Origin of the sequence: Mucilaginibacter sp. SMC90, assembly GCF_022811725.1 — a bacterium.
Lineage (GTDB): Bacteria > Bacteroidota > Bacteroidia > Sphingobacteriales > Sphingobacteriaceae > Mucilaginibacter.
In genome coordinates, this window is record NZ_CP094527.1 from 7615943 (window position 1) to 7635621 (window position 19679).

At 41.4% G+C, this 19679-nt stretch carries 15 protein-coding genes; 12 read left to right on the top strand and 3 right to left on the bottom strand.

Going from position 1 to position 19679, the window contains the following annotated elements:
• Window positions 1-83 precede the first annotated feature (83 nt).
• A complete protein-coding gene (locus MTO98_RS31855) occupies window positions 84-1289 on the top strand; it encodes a bifunctional 3,4-dihydroxy-2-butanone-4-phosphate synthase/GTP cyclohydrolase II (protein ID WP_243483461.1) in 1206 nt (401 codons plus the stop codon).
• Between the two features lie 300 nt (window positions 1290-1589).
• On the opposite strand, the gene MTO98_RS31860 is transcribed toward MTO98_RS31855, so the two are convergent.
• Window positions 1590-6023: a translocation/assembly module TamB domain-containing protein gene (locus MTO98_RS31860; protein WP_243483463.1), complete on the bottom strand. Its 4434-nt coding sequence runs from the start codon at window positions 6021-6023 to the stop codon at window positions 1590-1592.
• Window positions 6024-6224: 201 nt separating this feature from the next.
• Between MTO98_RS31860 and tsaD the strand changes: the two genes are divergently transcribed.
• Together tsaD and MTO98_RS31870 are read left to right on the top strand one after the other, a co-directional pair.
• Complete coding sequence (tsaD, locus tag MTO98_RS31865; RefSeq protein ID WP_243483464.1) at window positions 6225-7226, top strand: tRNA (adenosine(37)-N6)-threonylcarbamoyltransferase complex transferase subunit TsaD; 1002 nt, start codon at window positions 6225-6227, stop codon at window positions 7224-7226.
• Window positions 7227-7329: 103 nt separating this feature from the next.
• The gene (locus tag MTO98_RS31870) at window positions 7330-7515 is read left to right on the top strand and encodes a hypothetical protein (protein WP_243483467.1); all 186 of its coding nucleotides are present in this window, start codon (window positions 7330-7332) and stop codon (window positions 7513-7515) included.
• Window positions 7516-7534: 19 nt separating this feature from the next.
• Here the strand turns inward: MTO98_RS31870 and MTO98_RS31875 are convergent, their stop codons facing one another.
• Window positions 7535-7861: an MmcQ/YjbR family DNA-binding protein gene (locus tag MTO98_RS31875; RefSeq protein WP_243483469.1), complete on the bottom strand. Its 327-nt coding sequence runs from the start codon at window positions 7859-7861 to the stop codon at window positions 7535-7537.
• 104 nt (window positions 7862-7965) lie between these two features.
• On the opposite strand from MTO98_RS31875, the gene MTO98_RS31880 reads away from it, so the two are divergent.
• The 3 genes from MTO98_RS31880 to MTO98_RS31890 all read left to right on the top strand — a co-directional run bounded on the left by MTO98_RS31880 (window position 7966) and on the right by MTO98_RS31890 (window position 10212).
• Window positions 7966-8580, top strand: coding sequence for a bifunctional 2-polyprenyl-6-hydroxyphenol methylase/3-demethylubiquinol 3-O-methyltransferase UbiG (locus tag MTO98_RS31880; RefSeq protein ID WP_243483471.1), 615 nt, complete (start codon window positions 7966-7968; stop codon window positions 8578-8580).
• A gap of 181 nt (window positions 8581-8761) precedes the next feature.
• Window positions 8762-9325, top strand: a complete 564-nt coding sequence (locus MTO98_RS31885; protein ID WP_243483473.1) for an adenylyl-sulfate kinase — start codon at window positions 8762-8764, stop codon at window positions 9323-9325.
• Between the two features lie 8 nt (window positions 9326-9333).
• Window positions 9334-10212, top strand: a complete 879-nt coding sequence (locus MTO98_RS31890; RefSeq protein ID WP_243483475.1) for a sulfotransferase — start codon at window positions 9334-9336, stop codon at window positions 10210-10212.
• A 260-nt stretch (window positions 10213-10472) separates the two neighbouring features.
• Here the strand turns inward: MTO98_RS31890 and MTO98_RS31895 are convergent, their stop codons facing one another.
• On the bottom strand, window positions 10473-10928 hold the full coding sequence (locus MTO98_RS31895; RefSeq protein ID WP_243483477.1) for a UPF0158 family protein: 456 nt from the start codon (window positions 10926-10928) through the stop codon (window positions 10473-10475).
• 352 nt (window positions 10929-11280) lie between these two features.
• Between MTO98_RS31895 and MTO98_RS31900 the strand changes: the two genes are divergently transcribed.
• The 6 genes from MTO98_RS31900 (at window position 11281) to MTO98_RS31925 (ending at window position 19499) form a co-directional block, all read left to right on the top strand.
• Window positions 11281-13719, top strand: a complete 2439-nt coding sequence (locus MTO98_RS31900) for a TonB-dependent receptor (protein WP_243483479.1) — start codon at window positions 11281-11283, stop codon at window positions 13717-13719.
• A gap of 254 nt (window positions 13720-13973) precedes the next feature.
• The gene (locus tag MTO98_RS31905; RefSeq protein WP_243483480.1) at window positions 13974-14846 is read left to right on the top strand and encodes a hypothetical protein; all 873 of its coding nucleotides are present in this window, start codon (window positions 13974-13976) and stop codon (window positions 14844-14846) included.
• Between the two features lie 79 nt (window positions 14847-14925).
• The gene (locus tag MTO98_RS31910) at window positions 14926-15885 is read left to right on the top strand and encodes a zinc-dependent alcohol dehydrogenase family protein (protein WP_243483482.1); all 960 of its coding nucleotides are present in this window, start codon (window positions 14926-14928) and stop codon (window positions 15883-15885) included.
• 87 nt (window positions 15886-15972) lie between these two features.
• Entirely contained in the window at window positions 15973-16806 is an 834-nt protein-coding gene (locus tag MTO98_RS31915; protein ID WP_243483484.1) for a universal stress protein, read from the top strand.
• Window positions 16807-17145: 339 nt separating this feature from the next.
• Window positions 17146-17502 carry a hypothetical protein gene (locus MTO98_RS31920; protein WP_243483486.1) on the top strand — a complete coding sequence of 119 codons (357 nt, stop codon included), beginning with the start codon at window positions 17146-17148 and terminating at the stop codon, window positions 17500-17502.
• A gap of 227 nt (window positions 17503-17729) precedes the next feature.
• On the top strand, window positions 17730-19499 hold the full coding sequence (locus MTO98_RS31925) for a S41 family peptidase (RefSeq protein WP_243483488.1): 1770 nt from the start codon (window positions 17730-17732) through the stop codon (window positions 19497-19499).
• Window positions 19500-19679 lie beyond the last annotated feature (180 nt).

Here is a 19679-nt window from a genome sequence, read left to right on the forward strand (position 1 = left end):
ACGCCGACCCAAGTCATGGTAATATGCGTTAAATTTGAATGAGATTAAACAGGCGCTTATGCGCTGCGCAACACAAGTAAAGAATGTTAAACACTATACAGGAAGCGATTGAAGAAATCAAAGCAGGTAAAACAATTATCGTAGTTGATGACGAAGATCGTGAAAACGAAGGCGACTTTTTAACGGCCGCCCGTAATGCCACCCCCGAAACAATCAATTTCATGGTTCGCCACGGTCGTGGCCTGGTTTGTGCCCCCATCACGGCACAACGGGCCCGTGAGCTTGACCTGATGCCCATGGTAAGCCATAATACCACATCGCACGAAACAAATTTCACCGTTTCTGTGGATTTGCTTGGTCATGGCTGTACTACAGGGATCTCTGCAAGCGACAGGTCAAAAACTACAATTGCACTTATTGATCCGGCTACTAAACCTGAAGATCTTGGTCGCCCGGGGCATATTTTTCCGCTTATAGCTAAAGATGGCGGTGTACTTCGCCGTACCGGGCATACCGAGGCTGCTATTGACCTGGCTGTTTTAGCCGGTTTTGAACCTGCAGGGGTTATCTGCGAGATCATGAAAGAAGACGGTGAAATGGCCCGTTTGCCCGATCTGCTGGAGATTGCCAAAGAATTTAACCTTAAAATAGTTTCTATTAAAGACCTGATTGCCTACCGGCTGGAACATGAATCAATGGTAAGGCGTGAAGTGGCTGTTAAAATGCCTACAGAATGGGGCGATTTTGACATGATAGCCTATACCCAGGTTGATACCGGCGAAAATCACCTTGCTTTGGTAAAAGGCACATGGGAGCCCGGCGAACCTATTTTGGTACGTGTACATAGTTCATGTATGACCGGCGATATTTTTGGCTCATGCCGTTGCGATTGCGGCCCGCAGTTACATAAAGCCATGGAGATGATCAGCAAAGAAGGCAAAGGCGCAATTGTTTATATGAACCAGGAAGGCCGTGGCATTGGCCTTATCAACAAATTAAAGGCTTACCATTTGCAGGAAAACGGTTATGATACCGTTGACGCCAACCTTAAGCTGGGTTTTAAAATGGATCAGCGCGATTATGGTATAGGGGCACAGATCCTGCGCAGCCTGGGTATTACCAAAATGCGCCTGATGAGCAACAACCCTAAAAAACGTGCAGGCCTTATAGGCTATGGTTTGGAGGTGGTTGAGAATGTGCCAATCGAAATTGCATCAAACCCACATAACGAAGCCTATCTGCGCACCAAACGCGACAGGATGGATCATGCTATTATGCGCGACCATTGATTTTTTTGAAGCTTAAAGCTCAAGGCTAAAAGCCGAAAGCTAAAACAGATAATTGTACATTAAAGGCTTAAAGCGATCTGCTTTAAGCCTTTAATGTTTTATGTGCGGAGAATCTTAAAAGCGATGTTTTTGAATGTAGAGACGCATAATTGCATCTCAGGCTTGCAATCTACGCCAGCAGAGGCGCTTTTGAAATTGGCTTGTCCTTCTGGTACGCAATTATGCATTTCTGCAAAAGCTTTCCATTCGTTTTTAAATAGTAGCCGAGAAGCTTTTGGCTTTCAGCTTTCTGCCTTTAGCTTACTGATCATCATCCTCATCTGGCTTTGTTGCCGGCGATGTTGTACTTGAATTAGGGACAGGGGCAGGATTAACGGGCGCTGTTTTACGGCGGCTTTGCCTGAATATATTCCGGATAAACTCACCAAAAGTGTCGAAATCACGCTGGTACACCAAACCAAAACCATTTACGTACTGCGGAGCAAGCACGTCTGTAAGGCTGCTTAAGGTTACGTTATTTAGCGCCCTGTATGAATATCTGGCCGTTAAATTACCATCACGACGTATCTTATACAACGCTTCAAAGTCTTTGGTGAGGTTGTTAAAGCGCTGATTAAACAGGTTGCTGTTGTTATTATTGAAAATATCGTTTGAGCCGTTGTTACTAAACAAGCTTCCGTTAAAAGTGAGCCTGTCGCCATAAAACCTGAGCGAAGCACTTGCCTCGTTAAAAGAACGAATGTTTAAATCGAAGTATTTAATGTTTGACTGAGATATCAGGCTGTTCAGTTTATTAAACGCAAATTCGCTCACAGCCTCGCCGGCCGTACCCAGCACCTGGTTGGTTAAATTATTACTGTTTGATGTAAAGTTACGGCGTACAATGATACTGATGGCCTGCTGGCTCCTGTTATTGGCATCGGCGAGGTAAGTGGCCAGGTCGTCTTTAACCGATGGATCGGTAGGGAAGTTAAAGTCAAAATCGATATTAGGCTGTAACAGCGATTTGGTCAGGATCAATTCAGCCTGTACCAGTGTTTGTGACGATGCTGTAGGGGTTTGCAGCCCGGCCGCTGCGTACAGCGGGGCCTTGCTGGTACGCACTTCATACAAAGCCTTAAGGTTGATCTCCGCATTTGAAGGATTACCCGTCCACCGGATAGTACCACCCTGGCTTACTGTAAAGTTTTTACTGATAAAGTTTTTGGCAGTAAACTCAAACTTACCCGATGATATCAGGAAGTCGCCGTACATTTCAAAATCACCCAGGCTATTGATGTTCAGCTTTAAATTACGGGCAACGCCGCTACCCTCTAACTGACCGTAATCAGTAGCTATTTTCACAATGGTTTTTTCGTCGGCACTTAAGTCAAAATTCAAGGTAACACCGTTAAATGCACGTGCTTTAGTAACAACTTTAGCGGTATCACTATGGCTTACAAATTTAATAAAATCGTAATCGTTGGCGGTTGACGAGGTGTTAAGCGGGATATTGAAAACTGTACCGGCATTGGTGCTGGCGGTAATGTCAATTTTCATGTTATCAACCGGGCCTTTGAAGCTAAAAGTCCCCGTTCCGTAAGCTGTACCAAAATAAAGGTGATTGTCCTTAAAAGTGGTATTCAGGGCCATCAGGTTATCGGCTTTAAGTGTTACATCAATATCCGGATTATTCAGGTTATTCAGGTTCACGGTGCCGTTAGCAGTTCCTGTGCCTTTATGAATATCCTTCAAAACCATATCCTTAATACTGATAACACTGTTATTCACATCCAGCTTGTTGTTAACGGTATATGCTGTTTTTAAATAGTTTACCGTAAGGCCCGTATTAACAAGGGTAACGGTACCATTAAGCTGCGGATTTGATGGTTTACCCGTAAGTTTCAGGTCTGTTGAAACATGCCCCTTTACATTTGAAACCAGATCTTTAATAAAAGGCTCAAATATAATAGCCTCGGTTTGGTTCATCTTGATATCAAAATCAAGGTTATCATCGGTTTCTTTGCCAAACGAATAAGTGCCCCCGATGTTCATGGTTTCCAATCCGCGGTTAATAATATTCAGGTTAACGTCGGCTTGTTTACGGTCGTTGCCAAGCGTGGTAAGCAGTTTTACATTGCCTACCAGCGTTTTGTTCATAGTAAGCGAATCGATAGTTAAATGAGAATCAACTCCAGGAGACTTGAGTACTGAAGTCATTTTAACATCACCATCCAGGTAACCGTTTAAGTTTATACCCGAGGTACGCGTTAACTGATTAAACGTGCGCATATTGAACTTTTGGAACGAAAGCTTAAGCTCATCTGCGGGATTATCGGATATAAAGCCGTCGATAAACACTTTTTGGTTCCCGTTTGAAAGCTCAAAGCCAGACACCTGCGTTTTTCCATCAAGTAAACGGATGCGCACCTGTTCCTGGATCTTCCATTTCTCTTTTTCAAGTATCACATCCGATGGCAGCAATTTCAGTTTGGCTGTAGTATCGCGCCCAAACTCAACCAGGCCGTAAAGGTCAAGCTGGTTAACTGCGTTTTTATCCGAAAGTTTAACGTTGAAGTTAAGACTGTCGTTTTTCAGGAAGTTGGTAATGTTGATATCCTTAATAAAAAGACTATCGGTTAGGTCAACCCGCCTTAGCGATAAGTTGAGGCCAAGCATACTTTCGGTAGTGTTTTCGTCGATAATAAAATCATGGAAAACCGTTTTTCCGTATTTAAGCGTTTTGATATAGCCCGATAGTGTGGCTGTTTTCTTTTCCGAATTAAATTGGCCTACAAAAGTTCCCTGGTCGGGGATTTTTAAGTCGGGCAGAAATATAGCCGTGAGCGGATCAAGATTTTTGAGGCTCAGGTTAAAATCAAACTCCTCGGGTTTAGGGGGTACGATAGTTGTTTTTATTGACGGAATATACTTTTTAACAATGGTTTTGAAATATGAAGGCAAAGTAGCCAGGTCATATTTACCCTTAATACTGCCATCGGCAAAGTCAGATTTCAGAGCTATTGTACGGTTGTTACCAAACCCTTCGGCCGACAGATATAATGAATCAACCACATAATTGTTCCGTGGGTTAACAACCCTTGCAGGCGAAAACAGGATGTTACCCTGTAAATTGGCCAGGTCATCACCTTTAAACTGCGTTTTAAGCAGAGTGGTGATGGTTATAGTATCTTTTGTAAAGCCAAGCTTGTTCAAATTAGCTTCTTTTATATCGGCAACAAGGTCATAAGCAGGCAAGGCAGGCTTTAAATCAACCTTACCTTTCAAGTCGAGCTTAACATTTCTGTCGTTTATGGTAATGTGGGCGTTGGCCAGTTTATTTATAAACGAACCGTTAAGAGTAAGTTTGTTGTAAGTGTAGCCGGAGTAAGTAACCGATGCTATCCTTGCATCCACTTTTTCTGTAAGGCTTTTAAGCTGATCGCCGCTTCCCTCGATGGTTGACGAAAATGTAGTGCGGCCCAGGTCTTTTTCGTCAAGCAGTGTGCCCATATCAAAAGCATAAGCGTTGATACGGCCGCTATAGCTTGGGCGATCATTTTTATCAATTTTAAGGTTGATATCTGAATCAAACCGACCAAGTGCGGTTTTAAAAACGCCATACGCAACAAAATCATTTTGCGAGCCGGTAAACCTGCCATTAAAATTAAAGTTTCCGAATTTGGATAGTATAGCAGGGGCTTTCTCCGTAGGTGTGCCGGAAAAATGACTGATCAGGTAATCGAGATCTTTTTTGTTGGATGCAACCTGGTCAAATTTCAGTTCGAGGAAAGCGTTATCCCAATCGGTAAGATTATGCAGCCTAAAGTCGCCTTTAACAAAAGTAGCCTGCCCGCCGGTAATAGTCACTTTTTTTGCATTGAGGTTGTTCACATAGCCCCTCGCCTGTCCGTCAATACCCAAATCAAAACTTACTTTTTTTAACGCACCGGTAAAGTAAGAGATATCTGATGATGAAATGCGCGACGATTTAAAATTTGCATCCATATGCACCTTATCCTCGAAATCGTCAAAATCATCAAATGATTTAAACTTCATCCAGAAATAATCCTTGAGGTCTGACCGGGGTGTTTGAATAGCCAGGTGCTTTAGCAATATCTGGTTGGTATCAATGGTGGCATCTGAAGCAAAGTGCTTTACCGTAAAGCCGCTTTTTTCATGCAGGCTCAGGCTTTTGATATTGCCTTTAAACAGGTGGTTTTTGATATCCATGCCCTGTATTTCGGCACTGAAATGCTGAACATCAAGATCATTAAAGTTAACACCTGCTATTACTGTATCGCGCAGGCTGTTTTTATATCTGAAATGAAAGTTATTGATAGCAATGGTGCCAAAATTTAACGTCCATGGTTTGCTTTCGGGCTTTTTGGTGGTATCCCCCGAGTTAAAATAATCTATAACAAACTGTAGATTGGTGGTACTGTCCTTTTGTTTTTTTAGATAAAATGAACCATTATCCAGTTCGATATTGGAAAAGTTAATGGTGCGGCGCTTAATACTACCGAAAAGATAAAAATCATCAATATCAACGGCAAGCTTGGGTGTGCTTAGTATAGTATCTTGTTTCTTATCTAAAATATAAAGCCCTTCAATTACTACCGAACGGAATGGCCTGATATAAAGGCTCTGGATACCAACTTTGGTCTTCAATTCGCCGGCAAGATAATCTGCAGCTTTTTTTGCTGCCCAGGTTTGTACCGGCTTAAACTGAAACGTGAGTAAAAGTATGCTCAATGTCAATAAAATGAACAATACCAGGCCCAGGAATATTTTGAGTACTTTTTTAATAACTTTGCACCTTTAATTAGTGAGTTAGCGAATTAGTGAGTTAGTGAATTTTTCTCCATCCCTATACAATTATTAAGACGGATTAGTTTGCTTCTCATTAATAAATAACTAATTCACTAAATCAGTAAATCAATAATTAATAAATACGTGCCCGTAATTTTAGGAATCGAATCATCATGTGATGAAACCTCAGCTTCGGTTTGTGTTGATGGTGTGATCATGAGCAATGTTATTGCCAATCAAACCATACACGAGGCCTATGGAGGCGTTGTCCCGGAGTTAGCCTCAAGGGTTCATCAGCAAAATATTGTTCCGGCTGTTCAGCAGGCATTATTGAACGCAAAAGTAAGCAAAAATGATATTGATGCGGTAGCTTTTACGCGTGGTCCCGGACTTTTAGGCTCTCTTTTAGTGGGAGTTTCATTTGCAAAGGCTTTTGCACTGGCAAAAAACATCCCGCTTATTGATATCAACCATATGCAGGCCCATATCCTGGCCCATTTTATAGGTGATAAAAATCCATCGTTCCCTTTTCTTTGTCTTACCGTATCGGGCGGACACACGCAAATTGTACTGGTGAAAGATTATTTTGAAATGGAGATCATAGGGCAAACTCTTGATGATGCCGCCGGCGAAGCCATGGACAAAACCAGTAAAATTTTAGGCCTGCCTTATCCCGGCGGACCGCTTATTGACAAGTACGCACGCCAGGGAAACCCAGACGCTTATAAGTTTCCGGAGCCACAGATACCCGGGTATGATTTTAGCTTTAGTGGCTTAAAAACATCTATTCTTTACTTTATCCGCGATAATGTAGCGCAGAATCCGGATTTTATCAGCGAGAACATGGCAGACATCTGTGCATCTGTTGAAAAACGGATAGCTACGATATTGCTTAACAAACTGCAGAAAGCAGCGCAGGCATATGGTATAAAAGATATAGCTTTGGCAGGTGGTGTATCGGCTAATACAGGTTTAAGGTTAGGCCTGCAGGCCATGACCGAAAAAAACGGGTGGAACGCCTTTATTCCTAAAATGGAATACTGTACCGACAATGCCGCCATGATAGCCATAGCCGGTTATCACAAATACCTTAAAGGCGAATTTATCGGGCAGGATGTTGCCCCGATGGCAAGGATGGCTTTTTAGCCCCCCGGCCCTCTAAAGGGGGAGCTATGGAGGGGGTAGCTTAAGTTTAGGATTACATACAAATAACACATTAACATTCCCCCTTTAGGGGGTTAGGGGGCATATGAACGCATCAGGATATATTTTTTACATTGTTTTTGTTATCCCATTAATTGCCGCTATGGTTTGGCTTATACGGCAGGATAAAAAAAAGGGAAAGATTGGGCTTATTGTGCTGGCTGCGTTAGTAATTGGCGTTTTGATTTATGTTTACCTTAACCGCGAAGCGTTAAATGGTATAAGGCCGTAACATCGAATCTTATCGGTTTTTACTCGCTTGCTTTCATCTCTTCATATTCCCTGATCAGCTTTTTGGTAGCCCTTGCAAGATAGGCTGTTATCAACAATTGCTTCAGGTCTCCCGGCGATACCGTTTCGAGGCGCACCAGCATGTATTTGTAATTTTGGTAGTGCGGGGTAATGAAAAAAGTATGTGGATCAAGTGCTATCCATTTTTCCCGTTCGACGGTGTGGACGCCTAATAGTTCTTTTTTCTCTTTTATGCTGCAGAAAATTTTGTTATTAACATAAAAAGCAGGATCATCAAAGCACATTTTATGAGTAACACCCGGCAGTGGCAACAAGGTGCTTTTCATAAACTGAAAAAATATAGTCATATCGGTAGCCATACTTAAAGTTAATAAGTTTTCTGCATGGCATCCAATAAAACAGTAATTTCGGGTTCAAATCAGCATTAGCCATGAGCAGCAGTAACCTCCGGAAACTATACGGCAATATAGATATCTATTTGTTCGATCAGTTATTGAAAGGACGTTTTGACGATTGCCGAACCGTACTTGATGCCGGCTGCGGTAACGGGCGAAACATAGCTTATTTTTTACAAAATGGCTTCAAGGTTTATGGTATTGATCAAAGCGAACACGCTGTTGAATTGAGTAAGCACCTATCTGCCGATCTGTGTCCCGATCATTCGCCTGATAATTTTAAACTGGCAGCTGTTGAAAACCTGCCTTTTGATGATGATCAGTTTGACCTGGTAATTTGTAGCGCCGTACTGCACTTTGCCAACGATGCCGAGCATTTTGACAGCATGTTACGCTCCTTGTGGCGTGTATTAAAACCAGGTGGCTACTTTTTTGCAAGGCTGGCATCTGATATTGGTATCGAAACCTTGGTGCAGCCTTTGGGTAACTACCGCTACCTGTTGCCCGACGGCTCCGAGCGTTTCCTGGTAAATGAAGAGATCTTGCTTGAATACACCCGTGAGCTTGGTGCACAACTTTATGAACCTATAAAAACCACCAACGTACAAAACCTGCGCTGTATGACAACCTGGTGCATGCAAAAGCAGTAATTATACTCAATAGCTTCGCTTTTCTTCTTCTCCCCGTCTACGTCATTTTCGTGTTCATCGATACAATCTACCTATGTATCGATACACCATGTGTTAACGGCAATTTCAGCCGAAATATTTGCGTTAAGCCTTCAATAACGGTTTAAACAACATTTATTATTAACGCTTAACACACCACCTTATGATTATTTTGCTTTGCGGATTATCCGGTTCCGGAAAAACAACGCTTGCTCAAAATGTTAAAATGAGGCTATCAGATACCGATATCCCTGTTGAAATTATTGATGCCGATGTATATCGTCAAAAGTTGTTCCCCAATTTAGGCTATAGCAAGGAAGATCGTTTTGAAAACATTCGCAGGCTTGGTTTTATTGCGGGCAAATTATCCGGACACGGCGTGGTTACTATCATCAGTGCTATCAATCCATATGACGTGATCCGTCGCGAGCTGATAGCCACTTACCCTGATGTAAAGCTTATACATATTGACTGCCCGGTGAAAACATTAATGCAAAGGGATACCAAAGGACTATACAAACGTGCCTTGTTACCCGAAGGACATCCGGATAAACTAAATAATTTAAGCGGGGTTAATGATCCTTTTCAAATCCCGTCTTCGCCCGATCTGTATATCAATACCCATGTTACCAAACTGACTGAAGCTACAGAAAAGTTAGCGGTATTTATTCTTGAAAACTATCAGCAGGAACAGGTTAAACAGCTTTACCAAACCGGACGCTATTAATCAACCCGATGATAAACAATACAGTCAAATTCATGCCGAGGCAAACACTAATTATTGCCGGCATGCACCGCTCCGGTACATCACTGGTTACCAATTGGCTAAGCCGCTGCGGTTTGCAAATTGGAGAGCGCCTTGGCGGCAGCAGCACAGGCAATATCGATGGGCATTTTGAAGATCTTGAGTTTTTAAAGCTGCATGAAGAGATCCTTGATCGCAACAGCCTTGTAGTATCGGGGCTAACCGACACCAGGGATATAGAGGTACCGCTTTACCAGCTTGAAAAAATGAAGGCCATTATTGGCATTAAACAACAGCTTTATGAGCAATGGGCCTGGAAAGATCCGCGTACCTGCCTGTTTTTGGATACCTATGCCAGGCTGCTGCCGGGTGCCCGATACCTGGTGGTATTACGTAATTATCAATCAGTAGTTAGCTCATTGCTCAGGCGTGATTTTGCAGCTATCGATCAAAAATATATGGCCCGCAATTATATTCAGCGCTTGGCCTGGACTCATTTCAGGCGGTCCCGCAGGCTGAATACTTTTCATCATGACCATGCCGAAAATTATTTAAAAGTGTGGATCAGCTATAATGAAGCAATCCTGCAGACGCTTAAAAAGCTGCACCAGGATGATTACCTTGTTGTTAATTATTCGCAATTGCTTGAAAACGACAACGAGGTCTTTTCGTTTTTAACAGGCAAATGGAAATTTGCGCTCAATTATTTTGATTTTAAAGATGTTTACAAACAGGAACTGATGAACAAAGCAGATGATATCAGCGATTTTATTGCCGATAAAGTATTGCTGATAAAAGCAACTTACCTGCTTAAACGTTTGGGAAGTTATATGCGGGGGAGTGAGAGCTTTCCGGGGAAGGAAGAATAAGCTGAAGGGAAATCTCTTTTAACCACATCCAGATAGGAAAACTATAAATGAAAAATTTTCACACTAATTTTTATGTATTAATCTAATTGCACGAATCTTAAATTAATTAACAATTCGTGCAATTCGATTAATTGTGGATAGTTTGAAAAGCATTCGGGTATCTTTTATCTATTTATAAATCCGAACAGAAAGACATCAGCGACAAAGAATTACTTATGTTGCTCAAACTTGTTAAATAATACTATCTTCTTTACAAATAGTTACTCATCACTATCAAAATCCGATTCGAAGTCGTCATTTTCAAATGCTATCAGTTGCTTCACATAGGCAATATAGCTGGCATCTTTATACACAAACCATTGTTCTCTTAATTTGGGGTAATTATGCAGCAAATTGCTGAAATTTTTGAATGGCCCTTTGTAAGAAAGTGCATCTGTAAACCTGGTATGGACAAATACATCTTCAATTGTGCTTACAAAGTTTTCCATCACCCTGAATGCTTCCGAACTTGGCATTGGTTCAAATGCTATATAATCATCAGGGTTGGCTTCTATTTTATCAGTTACTTCAGTCCACATATCTTCCAAGCCTGAATCTTCTAAATTCTCCGGGTAAGATTCAAGCTCGCTCGTGGTTTTATGGTAAAAACAAAGCATGCCTGCATCAAGCCTGCCTGCAATTTCCTTTATTATTTCGGATTTTATTTCTATTGCCATATCTTGATCTTACTTTTCGAAGTTGGGATGGAATAACATAAGCTGTGTCTTTGTAAAGATAAGGATCCAAATTATTGCCCTCATGAAGCAACTCAAAATTAAATATGCGCGCCGCCCGGCGATGATTGATGAGCTAAGCAAATTGTGATCATCACACAGATACTTATTGCAATAAGCTGAGCTAATGCATCTGACTCATTGTTAGCTTGATAAGTCATTTTTTAAAACCTTATTTGTAATTAATCTAAATAAATATACCTTTGCGCCGGAATCCGGGCCCGATGGTCGCCATGCTTTGCAGGCTGGATTAATTAATGCTGATCCTCTAATCAATTTATTATTTAAGTAAAATATGCATTTTACAACTACCCCTATCTGTGTGTTCGGCGAGCCTGCCGCTATAAACGTTTCATCAAACATTAAAAATAATTTCAACAAGGTTTTAGCCGGTTTATTAATGGTGTTGTTGTTTTGTGCTAATGTAAATGCGCAAACTACTACCGGCTCAATAAAAGGTACAGTAAAAACATCCGACGGTAATCCTGCCGAATTTGTAAATGTTGTTTTAACCAACACACAACTTGGTGCTACTGCCGGGCAAACCGGGCATTTCACTATTAAAAATGTTCCGGCTGGTACGTACACAATAACTGCGAGCTTTATTGGTCTGCAAACTCAAACCAAAGAAATTACGGTCACTGCCGGCGAAACTGCAACGGTAAACTTTATTTTAACTGAGGGTGGTAAAGAATTGCAGGAGGTTTATGTTAAAAGCGCCAAGCATAACAAATTTCTGAAAAAGGAAACAGAAGATGTTGCCCGTTTGCCTATCAAAAACCTGGAGAACCCGCAGGTTTACAGCGTGGTTACCAGCGAACTGATGAAGGAGCAAGTTGTAACCAGTTATGTAGATGGTTTTAAAAACATTCCCGGTACCGGTGTGCCGCTGGTATACAATAATGGCCGTACAACCTTGTTATCGCGCGGGTTTGTTACCGGTAACTTTATTCGTAACAGTGTTGCAGGCTATAATTTCAACAGTATCGACCCCGCCGATATCGAAAAAATAGAAGCCATTAAAGGTCCTACAGGTACGCTGTTTAACAGCAGTCTTGCATCATTTGGGGGTTTATTTAACCGTGTTACCAAACAACCCAATGAAACACCTCGTAACGAAATTGCATACCAAACAGGCAGTTTTGATCTAAACCGCCTTACTGCCGATGTTAACATGCCTTTAAATAAGGATAAAACGGTACTGTTCCGTGTTAACGCGGCATTACACAATGAGCATAGTTTCCAGGATGCCGGTTTTACCCGCGGTTTTTTTGTTGCACCAAGCATTAAATACATTATTAATGACCGTTTAACAGTTGATGTTGACGCTGAAATCGGTAACTCGAACGCCACATCTGCTTACAGGCTTACACCCGATACTAAAGGAAAAATTTATAATGTTAAAGATTTAGGTATTGACTATAAGCGCTCATTTGCCAATAACGGTGTTGATTACCTGAGCAGGCAAATTGACCTTTATTCGTTGATCAATTATAAGATATCGGATAACTGGAAATCGCAAACGATGTTCAACAAAACGTTTTCTACCACAAAAGGTATGGTCACAGCTTTTAGCCTGGTTGATAGCACCAAGCAAATGAAACGCCAGGTTACCCAGCAAGATTATCCCTACTATATCACTAACGTACAGCAAAACTTTATTGGCGATTTTAAGATCGGGCATTTCCGTAACCGTATAGTTACCGGCATTGAGTATTATAATCAGAAAAGCAACTGGAGCAACGTTTCGGTAAATACCCCGGCCATCAATTATCTTGACCCAGGCGCTGCTTACAATAGCTTTACTGCCGATAAGGTTTCGGCCCTTGTGGCAGCTGCGGCACCCAAGGCAGGCGATTATGTTCAAAACAACCAAAGCTCATACGCGGCTTACGTATCCGATGTATTTAACATTACCGATCGTTTAAACGCTATGGCCAGTATCCGTATTGACAGGTTTGTGAACAAAGGTGCTTATACACCTGCAGATGGTAAAACTACCGGCAATTTCAGTCAAACAGCATGGTCGCCTAAGTTTGGTTTAGTTTACCAGGTGGTTAAAGACCAGATCTCGTTATTTGGTAATTACATGAACGGTTTTAACAATGTAAGCGCAACCAGCTTTGATAACACGCCTTTTAAACCGCAATATGCTAACCAATGGGAAGCCGGTGTAAAAGTTGATGCATGGGACCACAAGATCAGCTCAACCATCAGCTACTATGATATTTCGGTAACTAACACTACCATGGATGACCCAAACCATCCCGGTTTTTCAACCCAGGCCGGTACGCAGCTAAGCAAAGGCATCGAGGCCGAATTGATCGCCAATCCTTTTAATGGGTTTAACATCGTAGCCGGTTTTGCATATAACAACAGCAAAATAACCAGCGCTGCTCCGGGTACCGGCCTGCAGGGTTTGCGCCCGGCCAATTCAGGACCGGCAAGGCTTGCCAACCTTTGGATGAGTTACCGCATTACCAACGGTAAAATACAAGGATTAGGTGTTGGTGTGGGAGGCAATTATGGCAGCGATTCATATCAAACCAATACCCAAACATTTAAGTTTACCATACCATCTTACACTACGGTTGATGCTACCGTGTTTTACGATCAGCCCAAATACCGCATAGGTTTTAAATTGGATAACCTAACTAATGAAAAATACTGGTCGTTCCGTTTGGCTCCTCAAAACCCAACCCGCGGAACTTTGAGTGTTAGCATTAAGTTTTAAAAACAAAACTAACCAACAGGAAAGGTCCACCTCGTTTACGGGGCGGGCCTTTTACATTTCAGGCAATATGGAAAATTGATATATTGCAGCCTTTACGTGAATACATCTGTTCAAAAAAGCTTTTGGTGTCGAAATTATTAATGCTTGTCGAAGTAATAATTATTAACATCGCACGTATTAGATATTAATAAAACCTAAACCTGCATGACTAACCTTATTATCGCACAACACACAAACCCGCAACAATTTCTTTTATGAAACAACCTGAACTATCCGGCATAAAAAAATGCCTGGCAATTGCTTTTGCTGCTATTTTAATAACTTCCTGCAAAAAAGATGATAACGCTGCCATCAATACTACTCCCATGAGTGTTAGCAAGGTTAATTACCAGTGGGGAGATCTTGCAATAAATAAAAAGTTCGTGTCTGACGTTGTTAAATATACCAGTGACGGGAAAGTTGATTCCGTAATATCGTTTGATGAAAACGGAACAGCAACTCATAGGATAGGATTTACCTATACTGGTTCAAATTTAACGTTGAATACGGATGTGAAGGATTTCTATAAATTAGATAATGCAGGAAGGGTAGTTTATCATAGCTCTCAAGAGGTACAGAATGGGAACAACATCGAGTCGATAGAGAACTTTAGTTACGATGCCAATGGTTATCTGAACAAGGTAGCCATGTCGATAAATTTTGACAATAAGACTAATTCAACGTATTCGGTGATTAATTACGAGGTAAAAAATGGTAATTACTCAAAGTTTACTTTATCAAATACCGATGGGGGCACAGTGACAAGGCAATACACATTTAACTATAATACAGCTGTAAAGGTGGTAAGCCCGGTTGCCCTTTTTGCGCCCATATTTGCTACCAATACCACATCAAATATTGATAAATATCTTAACTATGGCAACGGATCGAAAAACTTGTTAAACAGTATCGACTACGTGATAACCAATTTGGATAAGACAATATCAAAAGGAAGCTTCAAAGCTGTGTCAAAAGTTAACAAGGAAAACTACCTGACAGAACTAACGCTGGATGGAGCTTCTTTAACAGCATTTCCTTCAGATAATATATCTCCGCTGCCAAGAAGCATGCAGTTTATTTTGAATTAGTAAAGCCCTCTTAGTTGGTTTCACAACCGGGGTATCTGCTGTTGCTAAAACTTTCATAGTTGAAATTTGTATTTTAACTATGAAAGCATTGGTTTTTGAGCAGGCAGGCAATGCCGCTAATGTGATACAACTGAAACATTTAGCTTACCCAAGGCCGGCCCCCGGCCAGTTGCTCATCAGAGTAAAGGCCAGCCCCATTCACCCGGCCGACTTTCTTTTTATCGGGGGAAAATACCGGTATCAACCTAAGTTTCCGCAAATTGCGGGCCTTGAAGGTGCCGGTTATGTAGAGGAAGCCGGACATGACAGCATTATTCCAAAAGGAAGCCGGGTGGCCTTTAGCAAATTAGGGGCATGGGCGCAATATGTCATAGTTGATGAGCAGGACGTAGTATTATTACCCGACGCCTTTCCTTTAGAAAAAGCAGCTCAGCTAACGCTCAACCCCTATACTGCTTACGGTTTATTACAGGAAGCAAAAGTAAAAAGCGGCGATTGGCTGTTGCTTACCGCCGGTCACTCAACGGTATCACGCATCATAATACAGCTGGCTGCCGAAAAAGGGATTTGCGTGATGGCTACCGTGCGTCATGAAGAACAAAAAAAAGAATTACTCGCTTTAAAAGCCGAGCAGGTAATAGTTCCCGAACCTGGTAACCTGAAACAAACTATTAATGAACTTACCAAAGGCAAGGGTATAAAAGCCGCCCTCGACGCAGTTGGTGGCCCTTTGGCTACTGAAATCATCTCATCATTATCGCCAGGCGGGCGTCTTATCGCTTACGGATTGCTTAATCCTGAACCAACATCATATTTAAATACCGAATTTGTTTTTAAAAATCTAATGGTTAAAGGTTTTGGTGTGAGAGGCTATGTTGAGGCGCTTTCGCATGAAGAAAAAACGCAAATGATAAGCCATCTCGTGCACTCCATCGGCCGGGCTGAATTTAAGCTTTCGCCAGCTGCAACATACACGGTTGACGAGTTTGCGCAGGCCTTTGCCTATGACCACGGCGGTAAGGTTTTATTAGAGTTTTAGTAACAAATTATTGTATTATAATAGTTAAACAAATTGTAAATTTAGCATGAGGCGCACAGGGTTAGTACGCACAATAAACCGTTTGTTATGAAAACTATTTTAATACCTGTAGATTTTTCCGACACCAATACCAATGCCATAAAATACGCAGCCGATATGGGTTGTGATATGCCGGTAAAGAAAATTATACTTCTTAAAAGCTACTACACATCGGTGTACGAACAGATCCTCCCCTCGCCCGACTTTTTATTGATAAGCGCAGATGATATTGAAAACGAACGGCAAAAAATAGAAGTTCAGCTTGCCGAGCTTATGAAAAAACTAAAAAACCGCTGCCACGAAAATATTGAGATAGAAACAGTAGTAAGTACCGAGCCTATCATTAGGGCGATACATAATGTGGTTGAAGATCAGCACCCCGACCTGATGATAGTTGGGGGTGATATGGGGCATGAATTAAGTATGATTGGCGAACAGATCATCGAAATTGCAAAAAGCAGTTCTGTAAAAGTATTGGTGATCCCGCCTGATTGTAATTATAAAAAAATAGAACAAGCACTTGTACCCTGCGATCTTGAAGCTGTAGCCCGGCTGGGCGTTTTGAAGGGGCTTAACACTTCGCACAGCTGGCTTAACCCCAAACTGATGCTTCTTTATGTCGACCCAAAGAACAAGCACATTGGCCATGAGGCCGAATTTGAGGCATCGGTAAAACAACTGGTTAATTGCTATGAGTGTAAACTTCACTACTCGGATGATAAAAATATTGTGCGGGGCATACTGAATTTTGCCAAAGAGCAATCAGTACAACTCATCATTGCCCTGCCAGGCAAACACAGCTTTTTTTACAACTTAACCCATAGCAGCATCACCGAGGCCTTATCTCTAAATGCCACAAATCCGGTGCTGATCCTCAAGTAAAGTTTTTTATCATCTTGCTTTTTCAGTTGCAGCCCTTGCTTCAACCTTCAATGGTTCGGTAACAGGTACCTATCTTGCCGAAGGCATGCCGGAGCCAATGCGGGGCCGGGGCAATTAAAAAGGCCGCCGCAGTATGGAACAGCCCTGAACAAAATAAACTGGGTTACAAAATATATTGCCTGTCCTGCCTCCGGGTGCATTATGCATCTTATCAAATAAAAACCTGCCTACCCCCTCTTTTTCAAAGTGTTAAATTAATTTTATTTTTTATTATAAAGTACTTTGAAATACAAAGTATATTAACTTAACTTTGTATTATAAACCTCATTAATCATAGCCATGAATATTTCAAGAACAAAATTTGTCATCCTCTTCCTTATTTTCGCGTTTGTGTTTCAATTTGTCACAAACTCCCTTTCTTTATCAGAAACCCGATTGTTTCCGGCCCATGGCGAACCTTTCCTGGCAACCGGATCACAAACAGGCTGGAAGAGTGTGGTCTCTGTGATTTTACTCCCTGTTAAAATCGTATTAATAGGCCCATTGTTACCTTATATTAACCTTTTAAGGCAAGAGCCAGACACACCGCCGCCATTCTTCCTTATCGGGTTTGCTTTCTACTGGACAATTCTTGCATTAAGCATTTACTATATCTTCAGTAAAATAAAGCGCTCCAAAAAAACCGATGCCCTGTAACAGCGGGGTCAATTCAAGCTGCTATGGGTTATTTCTACAATTCAGAGCAATACTTGGTGAAATCCTCTAAAACGGCAATCATGTGCTGCTACGATAGCTCTTTAGCATTTTAGTTACATTATAGTTAATAACCGGTACAGGTAAATACACTAATTTTACGGGACACACTAATTGAAATAATTAAATTTTGGTTACCCTGCATTTTTGCAGTTGTGTATTTTTAACCTATGAAGAAAACCGCAATGCTGCTGTACTTAATGATGCAGATCATTTTGTCATGGGCACAAACACCTTATCCACAACAAATAAAAAAAGCCGATTCACTTTACAAAATAAAGGATTACAAAAATGCGGCTATTACTTATCAAAATGCCTTTCGCTTAAATGAACAAATAGTTGATGCAGACGAAAGGTATAACGCAGCCTGCACATGGGCGTTAGCAGGGGATGCTAACAAGGCCTTCGAAAACCTGGAACTTATTATAGGTAAAAATTATTTTAACTATGACCATCTCCTAACCGATAACGACCTCAATACGATTCGCAGCGATAAACGCTGGCTCCCCCTGCTTCAAAAAATAAAAACGGCTAAACCCGCATTAATTTCTCCCGGTAAATTATATCAGGATTTTGACTTGCTGATATCCGCTTTAAAAGAAGCCCACACCGGTTTATATTGGTATATCAGCCGCCCTCAATTTGATAGTATCTGCACAGCACAGCGGCTTAAAATCAAACCGGGAATGACTGACCTTGATTTTTATAATATTGTAGCCCCAATAGGCGCTTTTATAAAAGAAGGACATAACACCTTGCACCTGGCTGCGCAAACCCAGGCATACTTAAGGTTTAGCGGCAAATACTTTCCAATCTGTATCAAGTTTTTAAACAAAAAGGCTTACATCATTAATGATGCAGCCGGAGCTAAATTGAGGGGCTTTATCCTTACTAAGATAAACGGACGCCCGATAGATGAGCTGGTTCAAAAGTTTATAAGTTATGAACCTTCTGATGGTTATAACACAACAGGTAAATACCGGTGGATTGAGGAAAATGGCAAGTTCTCCATTTATTATGCACGCTGTTATCCGCCGGTTGATTTTTTTAATATCGAAGTATCCGACCCGGCAAATGGAGAAAAAAAGCTATTGAACCATATCCCATCGTTGAGCTTCGATGATTTTGTTAAACAGATCAGAATGGTGGCGGGTCAAATTCCAGGCATAACGTATGCTTCGCCGGCTAAACTAAAAATTGATACGCCTTCAAACACTGCTGTGTTAACCATTAATACTTTTTCAAGCAGCAGGTACAGGGCCGCAGGCATGAAGTTCCATAACTTTATTGATTCGGCATTTGCCACAATAAATGCCCGGCACATAAAACACCTTGTTATTGATGTACGCAAAAATGGCGGCGGCACCGAGGGATATGAAGATTACCTGCTTGCATATCTTACTGATAAGGATTACCTGAAATATAAATATGTACAGGCATCGGCTTTTACCTATTCATTTTATCGCTACACCGATTATAAGAATGATTATAAAGACCTTGATAATGAATTGAAAGAAGAACATTACCTGGAAAAGGATGGCAGGGTATTAAGACGCCCCGGAATTCAGGAACATGAAAAGCCAAAACCAGGTTCATTTAAAGGCGACATTTATATTTTAATTAGCGGCCTAACTTATTCGGGAGGCTCTGAATTTACTTCACTGGCCCGAAACCATACCAACGCCCTGTTTATTGGCGAGGAAACAGGCGGCGGCTATTATGGCAATACAAGCGGCATCCGGGTCACATTAACGCTTCCAAACTCTAAACTCGAAGTCGGTATCCCTATCCTCAAATTTATAGTAGATACCCCTAAAGGCGACATCCCTTTTGGCCGTGGCACCTTACCCGACTATGAAACCATGCCAACAATTAACCAGTTTTTAACCGGATACGATGCAGAAATGGAAAAGGCGAAACAACTTATTAACAAAAAATAACTGCTTAAAGTTCGGTGGCCCCTATCCAAAATCGACCATAAACATGATTAAATAACATCACTTTGATGCCGGTATAAATATTAAAACTCTCCTCAAAAACCCTATCGTTTGTACACATCTTTAAAAAAAGTGTCATTTCGATTGAGCAGCGGCGGATTGAGTGATGGAGCGAAAGAGAAA